This window comes from Mycobacterium sp. IDUB_5 (assembly GCF_055419565.1).
This window is the reverse complement of sequence record NZ_JBVAXX010000008.1, coordinates 269687-294679: the sequence shown is the minus strand read 5'-3', so window position 1 is coordinate 294679 and position 24993 is coordinate 269687. Positions and strand designations below refer to the sequence as shown.

Here is a 24993-nt window from a genome sequence, read left to right as displayed (position 1 = left end):
GTTCGCAGTGGGCGACAACCTCGCGCAGCTCAGCCTCCGTGGCCGACCCGTCGATATCGAACACCTGTGCGAACATGACGTCGACGCTACAACGCGCCACCGACAACCCGCACCTACAGGTCGAACGCCTCGTAGGTCCGTCGCACGAACTTCGGTTGGGCGCTCGCGAGTTTGGCCAGCGAGGTGTTGCCCGCGACGGCGGCGGCAGCGTCGGTCGTCAGGCTCGGCAGGTTCTGGATCAGATAGATCAGGATCGCGTCGGCCGTCGGGTCGGCCTGCCACCACGTGCCGTACGCGCCGGGCCACGAGAACGTGCCTACCCCGCCCGGCCCGAAGAGCTGCCGCGACTTCGCCGGATCGGTCACCACCGACAGGTTCAGGCCGAATCCGCGCCCGATCCAGAACGGTGCGCCGAGGAAATCATGGCGCTTCTGTTCCTCGGTCAGGCGATCGGTGCGCATCAATCGCACCGATTCCTCGGACAGCACGCGCACGCCGTCCATGGTCCCGCCCGCCAGAAGCATCCGCGCGAACGCCAGGTAGTCGTCGACCGTCGACCACAACCCCGCGCCGCCCTGGCAGAACGGCGGATCCATGATCGGCGCGGGCCCCATCACGTCGTGGCGCAGCGTGTTGTCAGGATTCAACTGATACATCGTCGCCGCCCGCCGTCGTCCCGCCGGCCCCACGTGAAACGCGGTGTCCGACATGCCCAGTGGCTCGAGGATGCGTTCGGTGAGCACCTGGGGTAGCGGTTTGCCCACCAGGCGGGACAGTGCGATCCCGAGGACGTCGGTGGCGTGGCTGTAGGTCAGGCGCTCGCCCGGTTGGTGCACCAGCGGCAGCGCCGCCAGCTCGGCCAACCATCGGTCCTGATCCTGCCGGGCGGGCAGCTTGCGGTAGGCGTCCGCCAGCGGACCCCGGATCGAGAACATGTACGCCAACCCACTGCGGTGCGTCATCAGGTCCTCGATCGTGATCGGCCGCTGGGCCGGCACGGTCCGATCGAGTGGACCGCTGGGATCGGCGAGCACACGCATGTCGGCCATCTCGGGCAGCCACGTCGCCACCCGATCGGTCAAGGAGAGCACACCCTCCTCGATCAGCGTCATCGCCGCGGCCACCGTCACCGGTTTTGTCATCGACGCGATACGGAAGAGGGTGTCGCGCTGCATCGGCAGCTTGGCATCGACGTCGCGGTAGCCCAGTTCGTTGACCTGCAGGACTTGGCCTGCCCGCCACACGAGGGTGACAGCTCCGGCCAGCAGCCCTGCGTCGATCGCCTCGACGATGGAGGTCTGATTGCGGTCGAGGTTCATCGCGCCAGAGTAGGTCAGCGGTGCCGATGGCAGCGCACAGTGATAGCCTTGCCGCGATTTGACCGTCCTTTAACGACCGTCCCGTGAGGCGGAGAAGGAGGTCCGGGTTACACGTGGCTGCCACCAGTGACCGGGAGCTGATGTCCGCGGCGGACGTGAGTAGAACGATCGCCCGCATCGCCCACCAGATCATCGAGAAGACCGCGCTGGACGCGCCTGACGCGCCGCGGGTCATCCTTCTCGGGATCCCCACCCGCGGCGTGACGCTCGCCACGCGATTGGCCTCCAACATCGCCGAATTCAGCGATACCGAGGTCGCGCACGGCGCTCTCGACACCACGCTCTACCGCGACGACCTCATGTCGAAGCCGCCCCGGCCGCTGGCTCCGACGTCGATCCCGCAGGGCGGCATCGACGGCGCGCTGGTGATCCTGGTCGACGACGTGCTCTACACCGGCCGGTCCGTGCGCTCAGCCCTCGACGCGCTGCGCGACCTCGGTCGGCCCCGCGCCGTGCAGCTCGCCGTGCTGGTCGACCGCGGGCATCGCGAACTACCGATCCGCGCCGACTACGTCGGCAAGAACGTCCCGACGTCGCGCAGCGAGAACGTCAAGGTGCGGCTCACCGAAAACGACGGAGCCGACGGGGTTTCCATCGCACCGCAGGGAGGTCCGCAACGGTGAAACACCTTCTGACGGCGGCAGACCTGAGCCGTGACGAGGCCACCGCGATCCTCGATGACGCCGACCGGTTCCGCGAGGCGCTGCTCGGGCGCGAGGTCAAGAAATTGCCGACGCTGCGCGGCCGCACGATCATCACGATGTTCTACGAGAACTCCACCCGCACGCGGGTGTCGTTCGAGGTCGCCGGCAAGTGGATGAGTGCCGACGTGATCAATGTCAGCGCATCGGGATCGTCGGTGGCCAAGGGGGAGTCGCTGCGCGACACCGCCCTGACGTTGCGTGCGGCCGGAGCGGATGCCCTGATCGTGCGCCATCCCGCGTCCGGTGCCGCCCAACAACTCGCCGCGTGGACGCTCGACGAGACCGGCGGACCCAGCGTCATCAACGCCGGTGACGGCACCCACGAGCACCCCACGCAGGCGCTGCTCGACGCGCTGACCATTCGGCAGCGACTCGGGTCCGTCGACGGCAAGCGTGTCGTGATCGTCGGCGACGTCCTGCACAGCCGGGTCGCCCGCTCCAACGTCGCGCTGCTGCACACCCTCGGTGCCGAGGTCGTGCTCGTCGCACCGCCGACGCTGCTGCCCGTGGGTGTCGCCGACTGGCCCGTCACCGTCTCGCACGAGCTCGACGCCGAGCTCCCACTCGCCGACGCGGTGCTGATGCTGCGGGTGCAGGCCGAGCGGATGAACGGCGGCTTCTTCCCGTCGTCGCGGGAGTACTCGGTGCGCTACGGACTGTCGGAGAAGCGGCAGGCGCAACTCGCCGAGCACGCCGTCGTCCTGCATCCCGGCCCGATGCTGCGCGGCATGGAGATCGCGCATTCGGTTGCCGACTCGTCGCAATCGGCTGTGCTGCAACAGGTGTCCAACGGTGTGCATGTGCGGATGGCGGTGCTGTTCCACCTGCTCGTCGGTACCGAAGTGGAGGCGATCAGCGCATGAAGGTCCTGATCAAAGGCGTGCTCCTCTACGGCGAGGGTGATCCGGTCGACGTGCTCGTCGACGACGGTCAGATCGCGGAGATCGGGACCGGCCTCACTGCCGATGACGTCATCGACGCTCCGGGGCAGATTCTGCTGCCCGGCTTCGTCGATCTGCACACCCATCTGCGCGAACCCGGCCGCGAGTACGCCGAGGACATCGAAACCGGTTCGGCTGCAGCAGCATTGGGTGGCTACACCGCGGTGTTCGCGATGGCCAACACCGATCCGGTGGCCGACTCCGCAGTCGTCACCGACCACGTGTGGCACCGCGGTCAGCAGGTCGGTCTGGTCGACGTGCACCCCGTCGGTGCGATCACGGTCGGGCTGAAAGGCAAGCAGCTCACCGAGATGGGGCTGATGGCCGCCGGGGTCGGCCGGGTCAGGATGTTCTCCGACGACGGCAGCTGCGTCGACGATCCGTTGGTGATGCGCCGGGCGCTCGAGTACGCCTCCGGGCTGGGCGTGTTGATCGCCCAGCACGCCGAGGAGCCGCGGCTGACGGTCGGTGCGGTCGCCCACGAAGGCCCCACCGCCGCGCTGCTCGGCCTGGCCGGATGGCCGCGCGCAGCCGAGGAATCCATCGTGGCCCGCGACGCGCTGCTCGCCCGCGACGCCGGCGCCCGCGTGCACATCTGCCACGCCTCCACGGCCGGCACCGTGGAGCTCATCCGCTGGGCCAAGGAGCAGGGCATCGCGATCACCGCGGAGGTCACCCCGCACCACCTCCTGCTCGACGATTCGCGGCTGTCCTCCTACGACGGCCGTAACCGGGTCAACCCGCCGCTGCGTGAGGCAGCCGATGCTGTCGCGTTGCGCCAGGCACTCGCCGACGGTGTGATCGACTGTGTCGCAACCGATCACGCGCCCCACGCCGAGCACGAGAAGATGTGCGAGTTCGCGCACGCCCGGCCCGGCATGCTGGGGCTGCAGACCGCGTTGTCGGTCGTCGTCGAGACGATGGTGCGGCCCGGCCTACTGACCTGGCGCGACGTCGCCCGGGTGATGAGCGAGGCGCCCGCACGCATCGTCGGCCTGCCCGATCAGGGCCGTCCGCTGGAGGTGGGGGAGCCTGCGAACCTCACCATCGTCGATCCGGACGCGCAGTGGACGGTCACCGGCGCCGCATTGGCCAGCCGTTCGGACAACACCCCGTACGAGTCCATGGAGCTGCCCGCCGTCGTCACGGCCACACTGCTGCGCGGCACCGTCACCGCCCGCGACGGGAAGGCGGGCGCATGAACACCGAAACGCTCGTGGCCTCGCTGATCATGGCCGCGATCCTGGCCCTGCTGATCGCTGTTCTGATCGGCGCGATGTTGCGCGGATGGCGCCGCCGCGCCGAGCGGCAGGCCGAACTCCTCGGCACGCTGCCGCAGCTCCCCGACAGCGTCGGAGCGGCGACCGTCTCACCCACCAAGGGGCTCTACATCGGTTCCACACTGGTCCCGAACTGGAACGACCGGGTGGCCGCCGCCGACCTCGGCTTCCGCGCCAAGGCCGTGCTGACCCGCTATCCCGAGGGAATCATGATGCAGCGCACCGGCGCTGGACCGATCTGGATTCCCGACGAGATGATCACCGACATCCGCGCCGAGAAGAGTCTGGCCGGCAAAGCGCTGACCCACGACGGCATCCTGGCGATCCGCTGGCGACTGCCCACCGGGGTGGAGATCGACACCGGTTTCCGCGCCGACAACCGGCGCGACTACTCGAAATGGCTTCCCGAGGAGGTGGCATGACGGCGAACGTGGCCGTGCTCGTGCTCGAAGACGGCCGGGTCTTCACCGGCACACCATTCGGCGCGGAGGGCGAGACCCTGGGCGAGGCGGTGTTCTCCACCGGCATGTCCGGATACCAGGAGACGCTGACCGACCCCAGCTATCACCGCCAGATCGTGGTCGCCACGGCGCCGCAGATCGGCAACACCGGCTGGAACGACGAGGACAGCGAGAGCCGCGGCGACAAGATCTGGGTCGCGGGATACGCGGTGCGTGACCCGTCGCCGCGCGCCTCGAACTGGCGAGCCACCGGCACGCTCGACGATGAACTGCGTCGCCAGAACGTGGTCGGCATCGCGGGCATCGACACCCGCGCCGTGGTACGTCACCTGCGCAGCCGCGGCTCGATGAAAGCCGGGGTGTTCTCCGGAGCCGCGCTGGCGGCGACATCGGGCTCCGGGAGCGCTCTCGCCGACACCGAGGAGCTGCTCGCCCGGGTGCGCGGCCAGGCGTCGATGCTCGGCGCCGATCTGGCCGGCGAGGTCAGCACCGGTGACCGCTATGTCGTGGAACCGGTTGGCATGCAACGATTCACGGTGGTGGCACTCGATCTGGGCATCAAGACGAACACCCCCCGCAACTTCTCCGAACGCGGCATCCGCACCCATGTGCTGCCGTCGTCGGCCGATTTCGCCCAGATCGCCGACCTGCGCCCCGACGGGGTGTTCCTGTCCAACGGCCCGGGCGACCCGGCCACCGCGGACCACGTCGTGGAAGTCACCAAGCAGGTGATCGACGCCGGCACACCGCTGTTCGGGATCTGCTTCGGCAACCAGATCCTGGGCCGGGCGCTGGGCCGGGGCACCTACAAGATGACCTTCGGGCATCGAGGCATCAACATCCCGGTGATGGACTACGCCACCGGCCGTGTGTCGATCACCGCGCAGAACCACGGCTTCGCCCTCGAGGGGGAGGCCGGCGAAGAATTCGACACGCCGTTCGGCACCGCGGTGGTCACGCACACCTGCGCCAACGACGGTGTGGTCGAAGGGGTGGCGCTCGCCAACGGGCGGGCGTTCTCCGTGCAGTACCACCCGGAGGCCGCCGCAGGCCCCCGCGATGCGAACTACCTGTTCGACCAGTTCATCGACTTGATGGCGGGAGAGAAATAGATGCCGCGCCGTACCGACCTCCAGCACATCCTGGTCATCGGGTCCGGACCGATCCTCATCGGGCAGGCCGCCGAGTTCGACTACTCGGGCACGCAGGCGTGCCGCGTGCTGCGCTCCGAGGGGCTGCAGGTCACGCTGATCAACTCCAACCCGGCGACGATCATGACCGACCCGGAGTACGCCGACCACACCTACATCGAGCCCATCACCGCCGAGTTCGTCGAGAAGGTGATCGCCCAGCAGGCCGAGCGCGGCAACAAGATCGACGCGTTGCTCGCCACCCTCGGTGGCCAGACCGCGCTGAACACCGCGGTGAAGCTGTACGAGAGCGGGACCCTCGAGCGCTACGACGTGGAGATGATCGGTGCCGACTTCGACGCCATCCAGCGCGGCGAGGATCGGCAGAAGTTCAAGGACATCGTGGCCAAGGTCGGTGGTGAATCCGCCCGCAGCCGTGTCTGTTTCACGATGGATGAGGTGCGCGAGACCGTAGCGGACCTCGGATTGCCCGTGGTGGTGCGGCCCAGCTTCACGATGGGCGGTCTGGGCTCGGGCATGGCGTACTCGGCCGAGGACGTCGAGCGGATGGCCGGTGACGGCCTGGCCGCGTCGCCGTCGGCGAACGTGCTGATCGAGGAATCGATCTACGGCTGGAAGGAATACGAGCTCGAGCTGATGCGCGACCACCACGACAACGTCGTGGTGGTGTGCTCGATCGAGAACTTCGACCCGATGGGCGTACACACCGGGGACTCGGTGACTGTCGCGCCGGCGATGACGCTGACCGACCGCGAGTACCAGACCATGCGCACCCTGGGCATCGAGATCCTGCGCGAGGTCGGCGTCGACACCGGCGGCTGCAACATCCAGTTCGCGGTCAACCCCAGAGACGGCAGGCTCATCGTCATCGAGATGAACCCGCGGGTGTCCCGGTCGAGTGCGCTGGCGTCGAAGGCCACCGGGTTCCCGATCGCCAAGATCGCCGCCAAGCTCGCCATCGGCTACACCCTCGACGAGATCGTCAACGACATCACCAAGGAGACGCCGGCCTGCTTCGAGCCGACGCTCGACTACGTCGTCGTCAAGGCGCCCCGCTTCGCGTTCGAGAAGTTCCCCGGCGCCGACGGCACGCTGACCACCACGATGAAATCGGTGGGCGAGGCGATGTCGTTGGGCCGCAACTTCGTCGAGGCCCTCGGCAAGGTGATGCGGTCGCTGGAGACCACCAAGCTCGGCTTCTGGACCGGCCCCGACGATGACGGCGACGGCGACGAGGTGCTGGAGCGCCTGCGGACTCCCACCGACGGGCGGCTCTACGACATCGAATACGCGCTGCGGCTGGGCGCCAGCGTCGAGCAGGTCGCCGAAGCCTCCGGGGTCGACCCCTGGTTCGTCGACCAGATCAGCGGATTGGTGGAGCTGCGCGCCGAGATCATCGACGCGCCGGTGCTCGGCGAGGAACTGCTGCGGCGCAGCAAGCACAACGGTCTCTCCGACCGCCAGATCGCCGCGCTGCGACCGGAATTGGCGGGCGAGGTGGGGGTGCGCGCGCTGCGCCGCCGCCTCGGCATCCATCCGGTCTACAAGACCGTCGACACCTGCGCCGCGGAGTTCGAGGCCAAGACGCCGTACCACTACAGCAGTTACGAACTCGATCCCGCCGCGGAAAGTGAGGTCGCGCCGCAGGCCGAGAAGCCCAAGGTGCTGATCCTCGGCTCGGGCCCCAACCGCATCGGGCAGGGCATCGAGTTCGACTACAGCTGCGTGCACGCCGCGACCACGTTGAGCGAGGCCGGGTTCGAGACGGTCATGATCAACTGCAATCCCGAGACCGTCTCCACCGACTACGACACGGCCGACCGGCTCTACTTCGAGCCGCTCACGTTCGAGGACGTCCTCGAGGTCTACTTCGCCGAGCAGTACTCAGGGCGCGGCGGTCCCGGAGTCGTCGGCGTCATCGTGCAACTCGGAGGGCAGACCCCGCTGGGATTGGCGGAGCGCCTCGAAAAGGCCGGGGTGCCGATCGTGGGCACCCTGCCCGAGGCCATCGATCTGGCCGAGGACCGCGGCCGCTTCGGCGAGGTCCTCACCAACGCCGGCCTGCCCGCACCGCGCTTCGGCATGGCGACCAGCTTCGAGCAGGCGCGCCGCATCGCCGCCGAGATCGGCTACCCGGTGCTGGTTCGGCCGTCCTACGTGCTCGGCGGCCGCGGCATGGAGATCGTCTACGACGAGGACACGCTCGAGGGGTACATCACCCGGGCCACCCAGCTCTCACCCGAGCACCCGGTGCTGGTGGACCGCTTCCTCGAAGACGCCATCGAGATCGACGTCGACGCATTGTGCGACGGCACCGAGGTCTACATCGGCGGCATCATGGAGCACATCGAAGAGGCCGGCATCCACTCGGGCGACTCCGCCTGTGCGCTGCCGCCGGTGACCTTGGGCCGCAGCGACATCGACGCCGTCCGGCGCGCCACCGAGGCGATCGCCTTCGGCGTCGGGGTGGTCGGCCTGCTCAACGTGCAGTACGCCCTCAAAGACGACGTGCTCTACGTGCTGGAGGCCAACCCGCGCGCCAGCCGGACCGTGCCGTTCGTCTCCAAGGCCACCGCAGTGCCGCTCGCCAAGGCCTGCGCGCGAATCATGCTGGGCGCCACGATCGCCGGGTTGCGCGAGGAGGGCCTGCTCGTTGCCGAGGGCGACGGCGGCACAGTGCCGCGCAACGCCCCGGTCGCGGTGAAGGAAGCCGTCCTACCTTTCCATCGGTTCCGCAAGCACGACGGCAGCCAGATCGACTCGCTCCTCGGCCCGGAGATGAAGTCCACCGGCGAGGTGATGGGCATCGCGCACGACTTCGGCAGTTCGTTCGCCAAGAGCCAGACCGCGGCCTACGGTTCGCTACCCGCGAGTGGCACCGTGTTCGTGTCCGTGGCCAACCGCGACAAGCGGTCCCTGGTGTTCCCGGTGAAGCGTCTCGCTGATCTCGGCTTTCACATCCTGGCCACCGAGGGCACGGCGGAGATGTTGCGGCGCAACGGGATTCCGTGTGACGAGGTGCGCAAGCACTTCGAGGAGCCGAGCCCGGACCGACCCGCGGTGTCCGCCGTGGAGGCGATCAAGGTGGGCGACGTACAGATGGTGATCAACACCCCGTACGGCAACTCCGGTCCGCGCATCGACGGATACGAGATCCGCTCGGCTGCCGTGGCGATGAACATCCCCTGCGTGACAACGGTGCAGGGCGCGTCGGCGGCCGTGCAGGGCATCGAGGCCAGTCTCCGCGGCGGTATCGGCGTGATGTCGCTGCAGGAACTGCACAGCGCGCTGGGGTCCTGACCGGTGAGCGGGTTCGGTGACCGGCTGTCCGACGCGATGGCCAGCCGCGGCCCGCTGTGTCCTGGCATCGACCCGCACCCCGAACTGCTTCGGGCGTGGGGCCTGAGCACCGACGCCGACGGCTTGGCCCGGTTCAGCGACATCTGCGTGGCAGCGTTCGCCGGCTTCGCGGTGGTCAAGCCGCAGGTGGCGTTCTTCGAGGCCTACGGGTCGGCCGGTTTCGCTGTGCTCGAGCGCACGATCACCGCGCTGCGCGCAGAGGGTGTGCTGGTGCTGGCTGACGCGAAACGGGGTGACATCGGGTCGACGATGGCGGCCTACGCCGCCGCCTGGGCCGGGGATTCGCCGCTCGCCGCCGACGCCGTGACGGCCTCGCCCTACCTAGGATTCGGATCGCTGCAGCCGCTGCTCGACACTGCCCTTGCTCACGGCCGGGGTGTGTTCGTGCTCGCGGCCACCTCCAACCCCGAGGGGGCGTCGGTGCAGCGCGCGGACGCCGGGGGACGCACGGTCGCGCAGTCGATCGTCGACGCTGCCGCCGCGGTGAACGCCGGCGCGGGGGCAGGGTCTGTCGGTGTGGTCGTCGGCGCGACGCTGGCCGAGCCGCCGGATGTGAGCGCCCTGGGCGGACCCGTGCTGGTGCCCGGCGTCGGCGCCCAGGGCGGCCGCCCCGAGGCGCTGGCGGGCCTGGGAGGGGCTCGGCCGGGGCAGCTGCTGCCCGCGGTCTCCCGCGAGGTGCTGCGGGCCGGTCCGGACCCGTCGGCGGTGCGCGCCGCGGCGGAACGCATGCGCGACGCGGTCGCTCACCTGCAGGGCTGAGCGGGGCTGCTGCGACACGCCCGACAGCGACTGACCAGGGAAAATTTCTCGGCACACCCTCCTGTGGCGGGTGTGACAACCGAGCTCCGGACGGGCAGCGACGGCCGACATCGCGGAGTACGAGGAAAACAGCCGATACGCAGGGGTTTCCGCTCAGGTGGGCGATTCCGGCAAGCGCGCGCCGAGCCGCCACGCCGATCCCGCCGCGCAGCCCGTTGCGCCCTACACGCTGGGCTTTTGGTCCCAGAACTCGGGGGTGGGGTTAGCTTTCGTCAGCCCGCGTGGGTACGGTCGTCCACGCTGGCTGGTTCGCGATCCACCACGACCAGTCGAGAGAAAAACAGATGGTGACGATACGGAGGAACCCGTGGCCCTTCCCCAGTTGACCGACGAACAGCGCGCGGCAGCGTTGGAGAAGGCTGCTGCCGCACGTCGAGCGCGTGCCGAACTCAAGGATCGGCTCAAGCGCGGCGGCACCAACCTCAAGCAGGTCCTTAAGGACGCCGAGACCGACGAGGTCTTGGGCAAGATGAAGGTCTCCGCTCTGCTGGAGGCCCTGCCCAAGGTCGGCAAGGTCAAGGCGCAGGAGATCATGACCGAGCTCGAGATCGCCCCGACCCGCAGGCTGCGTGGCCTGGGCGATCGCCAGCGCAAGGCCCTGCTGGAAAAGTTCGACTTCTCGTAAGGGAGGTCGGTGAGCGAAGGCGGGGGGCCGGATACGCACCCACGGGCTCCGGTCCTGGTGCTGTCCGGCCCGTCTGCCGTCGGCAAGTCCACCGTGGTGCGATGCCTGCGGGACCGCGTCGCTGACCTGTACTTCAGCGTCTCGGTGACCACCCGGGCGCCGCGGCCGGGTGAGATTGACGGCATCGACTACTCGTTCGTCTCGCCCGAACAGTTCCAACGTCTCATCGACGACGGTGAGCTGCTGGAATGGGCGGAGATCCATGGCGGCCTGCACCGCTCCGGCACGCCGGCCGCGCCGGTCCGCGCCGCCACCGCCGAGGGGCGGCCCGTGCTCATCGAGGTCGATCTCGCCGGGGCGCGGGCGGTCAAGGCCGCCATGCCGGAGGCGCTCAGCGTGTTTCTCGCCCCACCCAGCTGGGAGGCGCTGGAGCACAGATTGACCGGCCGCGGCACCGAGAGCGCCGAGGTGATGGCCCGCCGACTGGCGACGGCCCGCACCGAATTGGCGGCTCAGGGGGACTTCGACGAGGTCGTCGTCAACACGGAAGTGGAATCCGCGTGCGCTGCGTTGGTATCCTTGCTGGTGGCCCGCACACCGGTGCGGCCCGATAAGTCTTGACCAGACTCCAATTTCTCTATTCGAATCGCCAGGAGACTTTTTTCGTGAGCACCCCGCACGCCGACACGCGGCTGGCACCCGTGGACCTCGATCCGTCCGCCGCCACCGCCTACGACACGCCGTTGGGCATCACCAACCCGCCCATCGACGAGTTGCTGGATCGCGCGTCGAGCAAGTACGCGCTGGTGATCTACGCCGCCAAACGTGCACGTCAGATCAACGATTACTACAACCAGCTGGGTGACGGGATCCTCGAGTACGTCGGTCCGCTCGTCGAGCCCGGTCTTCAGGAGAAGCCTCTCTCGATCGCGATGCGCGAGATCCACGAGGACCTGCTCGAGCACACCGAGGGCGAGTAGAAGCGGCTGCGGCCAGCCATGGCCGATCGCAAGCGGATCATTGTCGGCGTCGCCGGCGGCATCGCCGCCTACAAGGCGGCGACCGTGGTCCGTCAGCTCACCGAGGCCGGCCACTCCGTGCGGGTGGTACCCACCGAATCGGCGCTCAAGTTCGTCGGCGCGGCCACGTTCGAGGCGTTGTCGGGTAACCCCGTCCACACAGGCGTCTTCGACGATGTCCACGAGGTCCCGCACGTCCGCATCGGCCAGGGCGCCGACCTCGTCGTCGTCGCACCGGCCACGGCTGACCTTCTCGCCAGAGCCACCGTCGGACGCGCGGACGACCTGCTCACCGCCACTCTGCTGACCGCGCGATGTCCGGTGCTCTACGCACCCGCGATGCACACCGAGATGTGGTTCCACCCGGCGACGGTCGAGAACGTCGCGACCCTGCGGCGCCGCGGTTCAGTGGTGATGGAACCCGCGTCGGGCCGGCTCACCGGCGCCGACACCGGTCCGGGCCGCTTACCCGAGGCCGAAGAGATCAGCACCCTGGCTCAGCTGCTGCTGGTGCGCTCCGACGCGCTGCCCTACGACATGGCCGGGGTGAAGGTGCTGGTCACCGCCGGCGGCACCCGCGAACCCATCGATCCCGTCCGGTTCATCGGCAACCGCAGCTCCGGAAAGCAGGGCTATGCGCTGGCCCGGGTGATGGCGCAACGCGGCGCCGACGTGACGTTGATCGCCGGTCACACCGCCGGGCTGATCGATCCGGCCGGCGTGCACGTCGAGCACGTCGGGTCGGCCACCCAGCTCCGCGACGCCGTGTCCAAGCACGCCGCGGCCGCGAACGTGTTGGTGATGGCTGCCGCGGTCGCCGATTTCCGGCCCGCCAACCCAGTGCTCACCAAGATCAAGAAGGGCCCGGCCGGCGAGGGCGAGCCGACCATCGAGCTGGTCCGTAACGACGACGTGCTCGCCGCCGCGGTGCGTTCGCGGGCCGACGGCCAGCTGCCGAACATGCGGGCCATCGTCGGATTTGCCGCGGAAACGGGCGACGCCAACGGCGACGTGCTGTTCCACGCGCGCGCCAAGCTCGCCCGCAAAGGGTGCGATCTGCTCGTCGTCAATGCCGTGGGGGAGAACCGGGCATTCGAGGTCGACAACAACGACGGTTGGCTGCTGTCCTCCGACGGCACGGAGGCCGCACTGGAGCACGGTTCGAAGACCGTGATGGCGAGCCGTATTGTGGACGCGATCGCCGGCTTCCTGCAGAACGGGTGAGCGGCGAACGACAGACTGTGAATGACACGACAAAGGCGTGCGCGTAAAGGTTGCGCGCCGCAGGGGGACACGCTTGGGTGCTAGAGGCGCCGCCGTGTGCCGACACAGACAGTGGAAGTGAAAGGGATCGCACGTGAGTGATGCTCGGCTGTTTACCAGTGAGTCGGTGACCGAGGGGCACCCGGACAAGATCTGCGACGCGATCAGCGATTCGGTGCTCGACGCACTGCTGGCCGGCGATCCGAAGTCCCGTGTCGCAGTCGAGACCCTGGTCACGACCGGTCAGGTGCACGTGGTGGGCGAGGTGACGACCACGGCCAAGGAGGCGTTCGCCGACATCACCAACACCGTGCGCGCCCGCATCCTCGACATCGGCTACGACCATTCCGACAAGGGCTTCGACGGGCTGACCTGTGGCGTGAACATCGGGATCGGCGCGCAGTCGCCCGACATCGCGCAGGGTGTGGACACCGCTCACGAGACCCGCGTCGAAGGTGCTGCCGACCCGCTGGACTCCCAGGGCGCCGGTGACCAGGGCCTGATGTTCGGCTACGCGATCGCCGACACGCCGGAGCTGATGCCGCTGCCGATCGCGCTGGCGCACCGCCTCTCGCGCAAGCTCACCGAGGTCCGCAAGAACGGCACGCTGGACTACCTGCGTCCCGACGGCAAGACCCAGGTCACGGTGCAGTACGACGGCACCACCCCGGTGCGCCTGGACACGGTGGTGCTGTCGACTCAGCACGCCGACGGCATCGATCTGGACAGCCAACTGGCCCCGGAGATCAAGCAGCACGTCATCGACGCGGTGCTGACCGAACTCGGCCACGAGACGCTGGACACATCGAATCCGCGCATCCTGGTCAACCCGACCGGCAAGTTCGTCCTCGGCGGTCCCATGGGCGACGCCGGTCTGACCGGCCGCAAGATCATCGTCGACACCTACGGCGGCTGGGCCCGCCACGGTGGCGGCGCCTTCTCCGGCAAGGACCCGTCCAAGGTGGACCGCTCGGCCGCCTACGCGATGCGCTGGGTCGCCAAGAACGTCGTCGCCGCCGGCCTGGCCGAGCGTGTCGAGGTGCAGATCGCCTATGCGATCGGCAAGGCCGCCCCGGTGGGCCTGTTCGTCGAGACCTTCGGCTCCGAGACCGTTGACCCGGTGAAGATCGAGAAGGCCATCGGTGAGGTGTTCGACCTGCGTCCCGGCGCGATCGTCCGCGACCTCGACCTGCTGCGGCCGATCTACGCGCCGACGGCGGCCTACGGCCACTTCGGCCGCACCGACATCGATCTGCCGTGGGAGCAGCTGAACAAGGTCGACGACCTGAAGGCTGCTGTCTAGGCGGCTAGTGCTGCACTGATCCCGGCGGCAGGTCGACCCCGATCTCGTCGCAGATCGGCGGGATGATGATCAGCGACCCGCGTGGGCTGCAGAACGGCGTGCCGGGAGGTAGCGGAGGCGGGGGCGGCGGCGGAGCCACCGGCGGTGGCGGCGCGATCTGCTGCGGCGGCCCTGACCACGGGTACAGCACGCTGGGCACGTCGACGATGCCGTACGAGTTCCAGTACCAGTCGTGGCAGACGTTCCAATCCCAGCTGAGCACCTGGCCGCCCGGGATCGCAGGATCGCCGGGGCACCAGTGGGTGCACGTCTGGCCCTGGGGGCAGTTGCCGCCCTGGTAGCTGGGTCCCTGGGCGGACGACGTGCCGGCGCCCAGCGTCGTCGCCGCGGTGAGTGCGAGAGCGGCGCCGGCCAGCGCCGATCCGGTGATGCGTGTGAATCGCTTCATCAGGCGATTTCTCCGTTCCGTCCACCACCTGCTGTGGTGTCCATTGCGGAGAAATTAGCGATCGAGCGCGGCTACCGATCCCAAGAACTAGCTAGTGCAGCGCGGCACGTAGCGCGTCGAGCGCCCTGTCGGTGACCTCGGTCGCCGCAGGCACGACGCCGTAGTAGCCGAGGAATCCGTGGACCAGCGTGTCAGCGTTGTCCAACTGGGCGTCCACCCCGGCGGCGGTGAGCAGCTCGGCGTAGCGAGCGCCGTCGTCACGCAACGGATCGTGGCCGGCGATGACGATGTGGGCGGGCGCCACACCGGTGAGGTATCCGACGGCCGGGACCAGCGTCGCGGGCGGTTGCGTCAGGTCGGTGTCGCCCACGTACCAGCGGGTGAACGCCTTGCACTCGGCCAAGCCGAGGATGGGCGCCTCGGCGTTCTCGGTGAACGACGCCAACGACGTGTCGAACGTCGTCGACGGGTACCACAGCAGCTGCAGGCGCAGCGTGATGCCGGCGTCGCGGGCCTGCTGGGCGGCGACGGCGGCCAGGTTGCCGCCGGCCGAATCACCGGCGACGGCGAGGCGGGTGGCGTCGCCGCCGATCTCGTCGGCGTGCGCGGCCACCCACTGCGTCGTCGCCCACACGTCCTCCACGGCCGCCGGATACGGGTGCTCGGGCGCCAGCCGGTAGTCGACCGACACCACGAGCGCCTCGGCGCGCACGGCGTGCAGCCGTGCCGCTGCGTCGTAGGTGTCGAGGTCGCCCACCGACCATCCGCCGCCGTGGATGAAGATCACCACAGGCGGCATCGCGGCCTCGGTCGGTGGCCGGTAGATGCGGACGGGGACCGGACCGGCCGGGCCTGTGACGGTGTGCTCGGTCGCCGTCACCTCAGGGAACACCGGCACCCGCGGCAGCTCGGCGAAACGCTGCCGCGCGAGCTCCGGCCCGCCGTCGGTGGTCAGTCGGAACGGCACCGCGTCGAGCACCTTCGTCAGTACGGGATCGAGGTCAGCCATGGCCCACACGCTAGCGTCCGCCGTTTTAGTAGGTTCTGCCTGTGACGACGAGTCGGCGCCGCATGGCCATCTGGGGAGCCGCTGCCGTGGTGGCCGTGGCCTACGGGGTGTTCCTGATCGTCACCGCGACGCAGGTACCCGGGGGCGCCGAGCTCACCGGGCGGTTCACTGCCCAGCCCGCGGTCAAAGCCCTCGCTGCGGTCCTGCTCGCCGGCGCCGCGCTCACGCACCCGATCGCGCGGGAGCGACGCTGGCTGGTGGGTGCGCTGCTGTTCTCGGCCGCCGGTGACTTCCTGCTCGCGATGCCGTGGTGGCAGCCGTCATTCGTGCTGGGGTTGGGCGCGTTCCTGGTGGCGCATGTGTGTTTTCTGGTCACGTTGTGGCCGCTGATGCGGGCCACGCCGGTCCGGCTGGTGGCGGCGGGGCTGACCGTGGTCGCGTGCGTGGGGCTGCTGGTGTGGTTCTGGCCGCGGCTGGTGGCCGACGGGATGGCCGTCCCTGTGACCGCCTACATCGCGGTGCTGGGCGCGATGGTGTGCACGGCGCTGCTCGCCGACCTGCCGACGCCCTGGACGGCACTCGGAGCGGTCTGCTTCGCGGTGTCCGACGCGATGATCGGCATCGGCCGGTTCGTCCTGGACGACGAGACGCTGGCGGTGCCGGTCTGGTGGGTCTACGCCGCCTCGCTGCTGCTGATCAGCGCGGGCGTGCTGTTCGGTCGGTCGTCCGAGCCCTCTGCTAGACCTGCGGGGTGACCGTAGGACGGCAGGCAGCCGAGCACGAACCCATCGCGCGGGTGCTGCCGATGCTCACGGTGCCGCACCTGGACCGCGACTTCGACTACCTGGTCGCCGCCGAGATGTCCGACGACGCCCAACCCGGGGTTCGCGTCAAGGTCCGTTTCAACGGCCGACTGGTCGACGCGTTCGTGCTGGAACGCCGGTCGGAGACCGACCACGCCGGCCGGCTCGGCTGGCTGGAGAAGGTGGTGTCCTCGCAACCGGTGCTCACGCACGACGTGCGCCGGCTCGTCGACGCCGTCGCCGCCCGGTACGCAGGCACCCGCGCCGACGTGCTGCGGCTGGCGATCCCGCCGCGGCACGCCACGGTCGAGAAGAAGCCGCCGGTGCCGCTCGGCCCGTTCGTAGCCGCGGACATCGACGCCGCGGCATGGTCGGCCTACAGCGGGGGAGCACAGTTCATCGCCGCGCTGCGGGACGGCCGCGCCGCCCGCGCGGTCTGGCAGGCGCTGCCGGGCGACGCCTGGCCGGCACGGCTGGCAGAGGCCGCGGCGGTGACCGTGCACGCGGGCCGGTCGGTACTCGCTGTGGTTCCCGACCAGCGCGATGTCGACCGGCTCGCGGCGGCGTGCACCGAGCTCGTGGAGCCCTCCCGGGTGGTTGCGCTGTCGGCAGGGCTGGGGCCCTCCGAGCGATATCGCAGGTGGCTCGCGGTCCTGCGCGGTGACGCCCGGGTCGTCATCGGCACCCGCAGCGCGGTGTTCGCCCCGGTCGCCGACCTCGGTCTGGTGCTGATGTGGGACGACGGCGACGACTCGCTCGCCGAACCCCGCGCCCCGTATCCGCACGCCCGCGAGGTCGCGATGCTGCGTGCCCACCAGCTGCGCTGCGCCGCGGTGATCGGTGGTCATGCCCGCACCGCCGAGGCGCAGGCGCTGGTCCGCAGCGGCTGGGCCCACGACCTGACAGCACCGCGGCAGACGGTCCGCGCGTGCGCGCCCCGGGTGATCGCGCTGGAGGACAGCGCCTACGCCCAAGAACGCGACGCCGCCGCACGGACCGCGCGGCTGCCGTCGGTGGCGCTCGACGCCGCGCGCAAAGCGATCACGGCGGGCGCCCCGGTACTCGTGCAGGTGCCTCGGCGCGGGTACGTGCCCGCGCTGTCGTGCGCGCGCTGTCGCACCGTCGCCCGCTGCAGGCACTGCACCGGACCGCTGTCGCTGGCCAGCCGCGAGGCGGCAGGCGTGGTCTGTCGGTGGTGCGGCCGCGAGGAACTGGCGCTGCGCTGCGCCCGGTGCGGCTCGGACGCCGTCCGCGCGGTGGTCGTCGGCGCCCGGCGCACCGCGGAGGAGCTCGGCCGGGCGTTCCCTGGCGTTGCCGTCGTCACTTCCGGCGGGGAGGCGGTGGTCGAGTCCGTGCCGCAGCGCGCGGCGCTGGTGGTCGCCACGCCGGGGGTGGAACCCGTCGCCGACGGCGGGTACGGGGCGGCGCTGCTGCTCGACAGCTGGGCGCTGCTCGGCCGTCAGGACCTGCGTGCCGCCGAGGACACGCTACGGCGCTGGATGTCGGCCTCGGCTCTGGTTCGCCGCCGTGAGGACGGGGGAACGGTGGTGGTCGTCGCCGAATCGGCGATCCCGACCGTGCAGGCGCTCATCCGCTGGGATCCCGTCGGCCACGCCGACGACGAACTCGAGGCGCGCGCCGAGGTCGGGCTTCCGCCCTCGGTGCACATGGCCGCCGTCGACGGCACCGCCGACGCCGTGCACGCGCTGCTCGACGATACGGCCCTGCCGGAAGGCACCGATCTGCTCGGGCCGGTCGACCTGCCAGTGGGCGTGCGCCGCCCGCCCGGCGTCGCGCCCGAGCACTCGGTGATCCGCATGCTGGCGCGAGCGGCGCGGGCCGACGGCCTCGCCCTGGCCGCGGCCTTGCGCAAAGCCACCGCCGTGCACAGCGCCCGCCACGACCATGAGCCGGTGCGTATCCAGATCGACCCGTTGCACATAGGGTGATGCCCATGTCCGTCAGGCGGCTGGCCAAGGCGTCGATCCCGCTGCTGCTCATCGCATTCGGACTGTTGTGGCCGTTGCTGTTCACCGGCGGAGGCTCCGACGGGCCGCCGCCCGAGGACCCCGTGGTGATCAGCGACTTCCGGATGTCCGCCACCGTGGACGCGGCCGGGGACATGACCGCGGTCGAGACCATCACCGCGCAGGTCTACACCACCGACCGTCACGGCATTTTCCGCTACTGGGATGTGGCCAACCGCAACGATTCTCACGTCCGTCAGCCACCGGAGATCACCTCGATCCAGTTGGACGGCGCGCCGGTGCCCTACCAGATGATGTGGGAGGACGGGAGACGCTTCCGGGTCGCCAAGATCGGTGATCCGGACCGCACACTGTCCGACGGTGGTCACGTCTTCGAGATCGCCTACCGCATCCGCGGCGTCCTGGATCCCGGCTCCGCCGGCGCCGACCGCGTGTTCGCCCAGACCGCGGGCGCGCCTGCCGACTCATCGTCGGTGTTCTTCTGGAACGTCATCGCCCCGTCGTGGAACAACCGCATCGACCGCGCGCAGATCTCCGTGACGCTGCCGGGCGCAGTCGGGGCGGTGCAGTGCTCGGTCGGCTCCGGCGTCGGACGGGCGTGCGACGACCTGCGCGCGGCAGGGGACACCGTGGTCGCCTCGGCGTCGGATCTGCCGCCCCGCACGCCGGTCACCCTGCGCGCGGGGGTGGACGTGCCGACGCCGGCCCGCACCACCTTGCCGTGGCCGTACACGTGGGACCGCATCCTCGGGCAGTCGGTGACCGTCGTGCTGTGGCTGCTCGGTGTCACCGTCGCCTTCGGCGCGGGGGCAGCTCTGTGGCTGCGCAGTGTGATCGAGCCGCCGCCGGGCTTCCCGCTGCAGTACGCGCCGCCGCCGGGCCTGGGACCGGTGCAGGTCGAGTACATCCGCACCGAGACGGTACCCAAGAACGGGCTGACCGCGACGCTGTTCCACCTCGCCGAGCGCAAACTCATCACGATGGAACAGCTCGGCGACAAGGAATGGAAGCTGCGCAGCATCGCCCGGCCGGGCCAGTGGTCGGGCCTGGATCCGGTCAGCCTGGCGGTCGCCTCCCGGCTCAAGCTGATGAACGCGGGCAGCGAGTTCTCGGCCAAGAAGACCGCGACGTCGGGTCAGAAGCTGAGCAAAGCCAAGGAGGACATGACCAAGGCCGTGCAGGCGTGGGCGCGCGACGGCGGGCTGCTGGTGCCACGCAGGAAGGAACTGTGGCTGCGCGCGGCCAACGCGCTCGCGTTCCTGCTGATGATCTGCGGGTTCTTCCGCTGGGGGTTCCCGATCACGCTGTGGGCGTTGCCCTTCGCGGTGTTCTTCCTGCTGACCGCGGTGTCGTGGCGGGACGGGGTCGGGTCGCGGCGGACCGCGGCGGGGCGCGAACTGTGGTCCCGGGCCGGCGGATTCCACCGCGTGCTCGCGACGGACTCGGCGGAGACCCGCTTCGACTTCTCAGCCCGGCGTGATCTCTACACCGCCTACGTTCCGTTCGCGGTGGCCGGCGGGGTCGCCGCGGCTTGGGCTGCGAAGTATCAGACATCGATGAACACCGCAGCGCCACAACCAGATTGGTATGTCACGACGAGCCCGTCGACCTCCTGGGCGGCGGCGAGCAGTTCCGGCGGTGCGAACTTCGACAGTTTCGAATCGGCGCTGTCCTCGTCGATCGGCGCGTACACGGCCTCGCAGTCGTCGTCCTCCTCGTCGTCGTCGAGCGGCGGTGGCTTCAGCGGCGGGGGTGGCGGTGGGGGCGGCGGCGGAGGAGGAGGGTCATGGTGAGCGTCGTGCTGGCCATCGTGTTGGTGCTGGTCCTGCTGATCGGCGCTGGCTATGTGGCCGGCTACAACAAGATCCGGTCGGCCGACGTGCGTGTCGCGGAGGCACTCGCAGGCATCGACGTCGAACTGACCCGGCGGGCGGCGTTGATTCCCAGCCTCGTGCACACCGTGGCGACCTTCGCCGCGCACGAGAAGGACGTCCTGGATCGCGTCACCGATGCGCGCGAGGCGCTCACCTCGGCAACGGCAGGTCGCTCGGTGGCACAACGCAGCGCCGCCGAGCGGCAACTCGACGCGGCGTTGACGCCGCTGATGACCCTCGGGCAGAGCTCACCGCAACTGAGTTCGTCCGCCAACTTCCTCGACCTGCAACGCAACCTCGCCGACACCGAGGACAAGCTCGCGTTCGCGCGCCAGTACTACAACGACTCGGTCGCTGCCCTCAATCGGTTGCTCGGCACCATTCCGTGGATGTTCGTCGCACCGCTGAGCGGGGTCAGCGAGAAGGAGTACTACCAGATGGCCCGATAGTCGCTTCCTAGACTGACCCGGTGCGTCTCGTGTTCGCCGGCACCCCGCAGCCGGCCCTTCCGTCCCTGCGTCGCCTCCTCTCGTCGCCCCGGCACGAGGTGATCGCTGTCCTGACGCGCCCCGATGCCGCGGCCGGCCGGCGCGGCACCCCGACCCCGTCGCCGGTGGCGCAGCTGGCCCTCGATGCCGGCATCCCGGTGCTGCGCCCCGCACGCCCCAACTCACCGGAGTTCGTCGCCGAACTCGCCGACCTGGCACCGGAGTGCTGCGCCGTGGTGGCCTACGGCGCCCTGCTCGGCGACGCCCTGCTCGACGTGCCCGCGCACGGCTGGGTCAACCTGCATTTCTCGCTGCTGCCCGCGTGGCGCGGTGCAGCGCCGGTGCAGGCCGCGATCGCCGCCGGGGACACCGTGACGGGGGCGACCACGTTCCAGATCGAGCCGAGCCTGGATTCGGGCCCGGTGTACGGCGTCGTCACCGAGACGATCACCCCGCGCGACACCGCGGGCGACCTTCTCGCGCGCCTGGCGGACTCGGGCGCCGGCCTGCTGGAGGCCACGATGGACGGGATCGCCGACGGCACGCTCACCGCGGTGCCGCAGCCGACCGAGGGCATCAGCGTCGCCCCGAAGATCACCGTCGACGACGCTCGGGTGCGGTGGGACCTGCCCGCCCACGTGGTGGAGCGGCGGGTCCGCGCCGTCACCCCGAATCCGGGGGCGTGGACGATGGTCGGCGAGCAGCGCGTCAAGATCGGGCCCGTGACGGTCGCGGACCGCAGTGATCTGCACCCGGGCCAACTCGGCGTCGAGAAGAAGCGAGTGCTGGTGGGTACCGCCACCGACGCCGTCGAACTGCAGACGGTGCAACCGCCCGGCAAGAAACCGATGAACGCCGCCGACTGGGCCCGCGGTGCGCGCCTCGACGAGATCGGATCGCTCCTATGACGCGCCCGCAACGACCCCGACACCCCGAACGGCCTCACAAGCCCCGGCGCCCCCAGCGCCGCACCCCGCTGGACCCGGCCCGCCGGGCCGCGTTCGACGTGCTGCGCGCGGTGTCCGAGCGTGACGCATACGCGAACCTCGCCCTGCCCGCGATGCTGCGCGAGCGCGGAATCACCGGCCGCGACGCCGCTTTCGCCACCGAACTGACCTACGGCGCCTGCCGCGCGCAAGGGCTGCTCGACGCGATCATCAGCGCAGCGGCGGGCCGCCCGGTCGACCACATCGACCCCGTGCTGCTCGACCTGCTCCGGCTGGGCGCGTACCAGATCCTGCGGACCCGGGTCGAAGACCACGCCGCGGTGTCGACGACGGTGGAGCAGGCGGGCATCGAATTCGACACGGCGCGAGCAGGTTTCGTCAACGGCGTGCTGCGCACCATCACCCGCCGAGACGAGGCGTCGTGGGTGGCGGAGCTGGCCCCGCCTGCCGCCACCGATCCAATCGGCCACCTGGCCTTCGTGCACGCGCATCCGCGCTGGGTCGCGCAGGCTTTCGCCGACGCACTGGGTGCCCGCGCCCACGAGCTGGCTGCGCTGCTGGCCAGCGACGACGCCCGCCCGGCGGTCCATCTGGTGGCCCGTCCGGGCGAAATCACCGGCGCCGAGCTGGCCGAGGAGGTCGGCGGTGCCGTCGGCCAGTTCTCGCCCTACGCCGTGTATCTCACCGAGGGCGACCCCGGTGCGCTCGCCGCGGTCCGCGACGGCCGCGCGCTCGTTCAGGACGAGGGCAGCCAGCTGGTCGCTCGCGCGCTGACGCTGGCCGAACTCGACGGGCCCGACGGTGGCCGGTGGCTGGACCTGTGCTCCGGGCCCGGCGGCAAGACCGCGCTGCTGGCCGGGCTGGGCCGGCCCGCCGGTGTCGCGGTCACGGCGGTGGAGCCCACGCCGCGCCGTGCCGAGTTGGTGGAGCAGAACACCGCGGGCCTGCCCGTCGAGGTGCTCCGGGTCGACGGGCGTGATCCCGGCCTGACACCGGGCTTCGACCGCGTGCTCGTCGACGCTCCCTGCACCGGGCTGGGCGCTCTGCGTCGCCGACCCGAAGCGCGGTGGCGCCGCCAACCCGGTGACGTGGCGCCGCTGGCCAAACTCCAGCGTGAGCTGCTGGCCTCGGCGATCCGGTTGACCCGCCCCGGCGGCGTCGTGCTGTACGCGACGTGCTCGCCGCACCTGGCCGAGACCACCGGCGTGGTGGCCGACGCGCTGCGCCGCCAGCCCGTCGAAGCGCTGGACACCCGAGAGCTGTTCGCCCCGGCCACCGACACCGGCGATTCCCTGTCGGTGCAACTCTGGCCGCACCGGCACGGCACCGACGCGATGTTCGCCGCCGCCCTTCGCGTCACCGGGGCCCCGATAGGCTGACCCACATGCCCGGACAGTCCACCCGCACCGCCCCGATGATCGCGCCGTCGATCCTGGCCGCCGACTTCGCCCGGCTCGCCGACGAAGTGGCCGCCGTCGAGGGCGCCGACTGGCTGCACGTCGACGTGATGGACAACCACTTCGTGCCCAATCTCACCCTGGGCCTGCCCGTCGTCGAGTCGCTGCTGAAGGTCACCGACATCCCGATGGACTGCCACCTGATGATCGACGACCCTGGCCGCTGGGCACCGCCCTACGCCGAAGCGGGTGCCCACAACGTGACGTTCCACGCGGAGGCCACCGACGATCCCCGCGCCGTGGCCCGCGACATCCGCGCTGCGGGTGCGAAAGCCGGCCTGGCCATCAAGCCGGGCACACCGGTCGATCCCTACCTGGAGATCCTGCGTGACTTCGACACGCTGCTGGTGATGTCGGTGGAACCCGGGTTCGGGGGGCAGAAGTTCATCGCCGAGGTGCTGGCCAAGGTGGGAATCGTGCGCCGGCTCGTCGACTCCGGGGAATTGACCGTGCTCGTGGAGATCGACGGCGGGATCAACGACGACACGATCGAGGCGGCAGCCGAGGCCGGGGTGGACTGCTTCGTCGCGGGATCGGCCGTCTACAGCGCCGAGGACCCGGCGCGCGCCGTGACGGCGCTACGCGCCAGGGCCGCCGCGGCCGCGAGCCACTTCGCACCGTGAACCTCGACGCCGCGATGGCTGCGGCTGTCGAGCAGGCCGAAAAGGTCAAGGGCACAACGTATCCCAACCCTCCGGTCGGGGCGGTGATCCTCGACGCCGACGGTGAGATCGCCGGCGTGGGCGCGACCGAGCCGCCGGGTGGCCCCCACGCCGAGGTGTTGGCGCTGCGCCGCGCGGGGGAGCGGGCCGTCGGCGGGACCGCGGTGGTGACACTCGAGCCGTGCAACCACGTCGGGCGCACCCCGCCGTGTGTGGATGCGCTTCTCGCTGCCCGTGTCGCGAAGGTCGTGTTCGCTGTCGCGGATCCGAATCCCGTCGCGGCGGGTGGGGCCGCCCGGCTGACGCGCGCGGGCGTCACCGTGACCGCGGGAGTCGGCGCCGACGCAGTGTCGGGCGGCCCGCTGCGTGAGTGGCTGCACAAGCAACGCACCGGAATGCCGCATGTGACATGGAAATTCGCGACGAGCGTGGACGGGCGCAGTGCGGCGGCCGATGGCACGAGCCGGTGGATCACCGGCGAAGCGGCCCGCGCCGACGTGCATCGACGACGCGCGATCGCCGATGCGATCGTGGTGGGCACCGGTACGGTGTTCGCCGACGATCCCGCGTTGACCGCCCGCCGCCCCGACGGCAGCCTCACCGACCACCAGCCGCTGCGGGTGGTGGTCGGCATGCGTGAGATCTCTCCTGACGCAACGGTTCTCAACGATGACTCGCGCACGATGGTGATCCGTACCCGCGATCCGCACGAAGTGATCCAGGCGCTGTCGGACCGCACCGATGTGCTGGTGGAGGGTGGCCCGACCCTGGCCGGAGCATTCCTGCGGGCCGGCGTGATCGATCGCATCCTCGCCTATGTCGCGCCGATCCTGCTCGGCGGACCGATCACCGCCGTCGACGACGTCGGTGTGGCGAACATCGGGCAGGCCCATCGGTGGCGCTACGACGGCGTGCATCCGGTCGGCCCCGACGTGCTACTCAGCCTGGTCCGGGCCTGAAATTCACCGTTATCGAATCGTGACCTATTGTCCATCAAGGGTTTCCGTAACCG

The 24993-nt window shown here is 70.1% G+C and carries 23 protein-coding genes; 20 read left to right on the top strand and 3 right to left on the bottom strand.

Annotated features, from left to right (window positions below):
• Positions 1 to 113: 113 nt before the first annotated feature.
• Positions 114 to 1319, bottom strand: a complete 1206-nt coding sequence (locus ACZY1G_RS25855) for a serine hydrolase domain-containing protein (protein WP_463817785.1) — start codon at positions 1317 to 1319, stop codon at positions 114 to 116.
• A gap of 113 nt (positions 1320 to 1432) precedes the next feature.
• Between ACZY1G_RS25855 and pyrR the strand changes: the two genes are divergently transcribed.
• The 12 genes from pyrR (at position 1433) to metK (ending at position 14305) form a co-directional block, all read left to right on the top strand.
• Positions 1433 to 2002, top strand: coding sequence for a bifunctional pyr operon transcriptional regulator/uracil phosphoribosyltransferase PyrR (gene pyrR, locus ACZY1G_RS25850; protein WP_463817786.1), 570 nt, complete (start codon positions 1433 to 1435; stop codon positions 2000 to 2002).
• Positions 1999 to 2946: an aspartate carbamoyltransferase catalytic subunit gene (locus ACZY1G_RS25845; protein WP_463817787.1), complete on the top strand. Its 948-nt coding sequence runs from the start codon at positions 1999 to 2001 to the stop codon at positions 2944 to 2946. Before pyrR ends, ACZY1G_RS25845 begins: the two co-directional genes overlap by 4 nt.
• On the top strand, positions 2943 to 4226 hold the full coding sequence (locus ACZY1G_RS25840) for a dihydroorotase (protein ID WP_463817788.1): 1284 nt from the start codon (positions 2943 to 2945) through the stop codon (positions 4224 to 4226). Before ACZY1G_RS25845 ends, ACZY1G_RS25840 begins: the two co-directional genes overlap by 4 nt.
• Positions 4223 to 4726, top strand: coding sequence for a PH-like domain-containing protein (locus ACZY1G_RS25835; RefSeq protein WP_463817789.1), 504 nt, complete (start codon positions 4223 to 4225; stop codon positions 4724 to 4726). The genes ACZY1G_RS25840 and ACZY1G_RS25835 overlap by 4 nt, the downstream gene beginning before the upstream one ends.
• Positions 4723 to 5877 carry a glutamine-hydrolyzing carbamoyl-phosphate synthase small subunit gene (gene carA / locus ACZY1G_RS25830; protein WP_463823977.1) on the top strand — a complete coding sequence of 385 codons (1155 nt, stop codon included), beginning with the start codon at positions 4723 to 4725 and terminating at the stop codon, positions 5875 to 5877. Before ACZY1G_RS25835 ends, carA begins: the two co-directional genes overlap by 4 nt.
• Positions 5878 to 9216 (top strand): carbamoyl-phosphate synthase large subunit, encoded by a 3339-nt coding sequence (gene carB, locus ACZY1G_RS25825; protein WP_463823976.1) that lies wholly within the window; start codon positions 5878 to 5880, stop codon positions 9214 to 9216.
• A gap of 3 nt (positions 9217 to 9219) precedes the next feature.
• Positions 9220 to 10035 (top strand): orotidine-5'-phosphate decarboxylase, encoded by an 816-nt coding sequence (pyrF, locus tag ACZY1G_RS25820; protein ID WP_463817792.1) that lies wholly within the window; start codon positions 9220 to 9222, stop codon positions 10033 to 10035.
• Between the two features lie 367 nt (positions 10036 to 10402).
• Entirely contained in the window at positions 10403 to 10720 is a 318-nt protein-coding gene (gene mihF / locus ACZY1G_RS25815) for an integration host factor, actinobacterial type (protein ID WP_003932123.1), read from the top strand.
• Between the two features lie 9 nt (positions 10721 to 10729).
• The gene (gmk, locus tag ACZY1G_RS25810; protein WP_463817793.1) at positions 10730 to 11341 is read left to right on the top strand and encodes a guanylate kinase; all 612 of its coding nucleotides are present in this window, start codon (positions 10730 to 10732) and stop codon (positions 11339 to 11341) included.
• A gap of 44 nt (positions 11342 to 11385) precedes the next feature.
• Positions 11386 to 11700: a DNA-directed RNA polymerase subunit omega gene (gene rpoZ, locus ACZY1G_RS25805; protein ID WP_463817794.1), complete on the top strand. Its 315-nt coding sequence runs from the start codon at positions 11386 to 11388 to the stop codon at positions 11698 to 11700.
• A gap of 18 nt (positions 11701 to 11718) precedes the next feature.
• Positions 11719 to 12963 carry a bifunctional phosphopantothenoylcysteine decarboxylase/phosphopantothenate--cysteine ligase CoaBC gene (gene coaBC / locus ACZY1G_RS25800; RefSeq protein WP_463817795.1) on the top strand — a complete coding sequence of 415 codons (1245 nt, stop codon included), beginning with the start codon at positions 11719 to 11721 and terminating at the stop codon, positions 12961 to 12963.
• A gap of 133 nt (positions 12964 to 13096) precedes the next feature.
• Positions 13097 to 14305 (top strand): methionine adenosyltransferase, encoded by a 1209-nt coding sequence (gene metK, locus ACZY1G_RS25795; RefSeq protein ID WP_463817796.1) that lies wholly within the window; start codon positions 13097 to 13099, stop codon positions 14303 to 14305.
• A gap of 4 nt (positions 14306 to 14309) precedes the next feature.
• Here the strand turns inward: metK and ACZY1G_RS25790 are convergent, their stop codons facing one another.
• Together ACZY1G_RS25790 and ACZY1G_RS25785 are read right to left on the bottom strand one after the other, a co-directional pair.
• Positions 14310 to 14753, bottom strand: a complete 444-nt coding sequence (locus tag ACZY1G_RS25790) for a hypothetical protein (protein ID WP_463817797.1) — start codon at positions 14751 to 14753, stop codon at positions 14310 to 14312.
• Positions 14754 to 14844: 91 nt separating this feature from the next.
• A complete protein-coding gene (locus tag ACZY1G_RS25785) occupies positions 14845 to 15762 on the bottom strand; it encodes an alpha/beta hydrolase (RefSeq protein ID WP_463823975.1) in 918 nt (305 codons plus the stop codon).
• Positions 15763 to 15824: 62 nt separating this feature from the next.
• Between ACZY1G_RS25785 and ACZY1G_RS25780 the strand changes: the two genes are divergently transcribed.
• From ACZY1G_RS25780 to ribD, 8 genes are read left to right on the top strand one after another with little or no spacing between them, the layout of a single operon-like run.
• On the top strand, positions 15825 to 16517 hold the full coding sequence (locus ACZY1G_RS25780) for a lysoplasmalogenase (protein ID WP_463818038.1): 693 nt from the start codon (positions 15825 to 15827) through the stop codon (positions 16515 to 16517).
• Positions 16518 to 16567: 50 nt separating this feature from the next.
• Positions 16568 to 18514 (top strand): primosomal protein N', encoded by a 1947-nt coding sequence (locus ACZY1G_RS25775; RefSeq protein WP_463823987.1) that lies wholly within the window; start codon positions 16568 to 16570, stop codon positions 18512 to 18514.
• Positions 18515 to 18519: 5 nt separating this feature from the next.
• Positions 18520 to 20346 (top strand): DUF2207 domain-containing protein, encoded by a 1827-nt coding sequence (locus ACZY1G_RS25770; protein WP_463823974.1) that lies wholly within the window; start codon positions 18520 to 18522, stop codon positions 20344 to 20346.
• Entirely contained in the window at positions 20340 to 20876 is a 537-nt protein-coding gene (locus tag ACZY1G_RS25765) for a LemA family protein (protein WP_463823973.1), read from the top strand. The genes ACZY1G_RS25770 and ACZY1G_RS25765 overlap by 7 nt, the downstream gene beginning before the upstream one ends.
• Before the next feature lie 20 nt (positions 20877 to 20896).
• Complete coding sequence (fmt, locus tag ACZY1G_RS25760; RefSeq protein ID WP_463823972.1) at positions 20897 to 21823, top strand: methionyl-tRNA formyltransferase; 927 nt, start codon at positions 20897 to 20899, stop codon at positions 21821 to 21823.
• A complete protein-coding gene (locus tag ACZY1G_RS25755; protein WP_463823971.1) occupies positions 21820 to 23241 on the top strand; it encodes an RsmB/NOP family class I SAM-dependent RNA methyltransferase in 1422 nt (473 codons plus the stop codon). Before fmt ends, ACZY1G_RS25755 begins: the two co-directional genes overlap by 4 nt.
• A gap of 5 nt (positions 23242 to 23246) precedes the next feature.
• On the top strand, positions 23247 to 23942 hold the full coding sequence (gene rpe, locus ACZY1G_RS25750) for a ribulose-phosphate 3-epimerase (RefSeq protein WP_463823970.1): 696 nt from the start codon (positions 23247 to 23249) through the stop codon (positions 23940 to 23942).
• Positions 23939 to 24940, top strand: coding sequence for a bifunctional diaminohydroxyphosphoribosylaminopyrimidine deaminase/5-amino-6-(5-phosphoribosylamino)uracil reductase RibD (gene ribD, locus ACZY1G_RS25745; RefSeq protein WP_463823969.1), 1002 nt, complete (start codon positions 23939 to 23941; stop codon positions 24938 to 24940). The genes rpe and ribD overlap by 4 nt, the downstream gene beginning before the upstream one ends.
• Positions 24941 to 24993 lie beyond the last annotated feature (53 nt).

Bases quoted from the DNA above. Each gene is read 5' to 3' on its own strand.
- ACZY1G_RS25855 (WP_463817785.1), bottom strand. From the start codon at position 1,319: ATGAACCTCGACCGCAATCAGACCTCCATCGTCGAGGCGATCGACGCA.
- ACZY1G_RS25840 (WP_463817788.1), top strand. From the start codon at position 2,943: ATGAAGGTCCTGATCAAAGGCGTGCTCCTCTACGGCGAGGGTGATCCG.
- ACZY1G_RS25835 (WP_463817789.1), top strand. From the start codon at position 4,223: ATGAACACCGAAACGCTCGTGGCCTCGCTGATCATGGCCGCGATCCTG.
- carA (WP_463823977.1), top strand. From the start codon at position 4,723: ATGACGGCGAACGTGGCCGTGCTCGTGCTCGAAGACGGCCGGGTCTTC.
- carB (WP_463823976.1), top strand. From the start codon at position 5,878: ATGCCGCGCCGTACCGACCTCCAGCACATCCTGGTCATCGGGTCCGGA.
- coaBC (WP_463817795.1), top strand. From the start codon at position 11,719: ATGGCCGATCGCAAGCGGATCATTGTCGGCGTCGCCGGCGGCATCGCC.
- ACZY1G_RS25790 (WP_463817797.1), bottom strand. From the start codon at position 14,753: ATGAAGCGATTCACACGCATCACCGGATCGGCGCTGGCCGGCGCCGCT.
- ACZY1G_RS25785 (WP_463823975.1), bottom strand. From the start codon at position 15,762: ATGGCTGACCTCGATCCCGTACTGACGAAGGTGCTCGACGCGGTGCCG.
- ACZY1G_RS25780 (WP_463818038.1), top strand. From the start codon at position 15,825: ATGGCCATCTGGGGAGCCGCTGCCGTGGTGGCCGTGGCCTACGGGGTG.
- ACZY1G_RS25775 (WP_463823987.1), top strand. From the start codon at position 16,568: ATGCTCACGGTGCCGCACCTGGACCGCGACTTCGACTACCTGGTCGCC.
- ACZY1G_RS25770 (WP_463823974.1), top strand. From the start codon at position 18,520: ATGTCCGTCAGGCGGCTGGCCAAGGCGTCGATCCCGCTGCTGCTCATC.
- ACZY1G_RS25765 (WP_463823973.1), top strand. From the start codon at position 20,340: ATGGTGAGCGTCGTGCTGGCCATCGTGTTGGTGCTGGTCCTGCTGATC.
- ACZY1G_RS25755 (WP_463823971.1), top strand. From the start codon at position 21,820: ATGACGCGCCCGCAACGACCCCGACACCCCGAACGGCCTCACAAGCCC.
- rpe (WP_463823970.1), top strand. From the start codon at position 23,247: ATGCCCGGACAGTCCACCCGCACCGCCCCGATGATCGCGCCGTCGATC.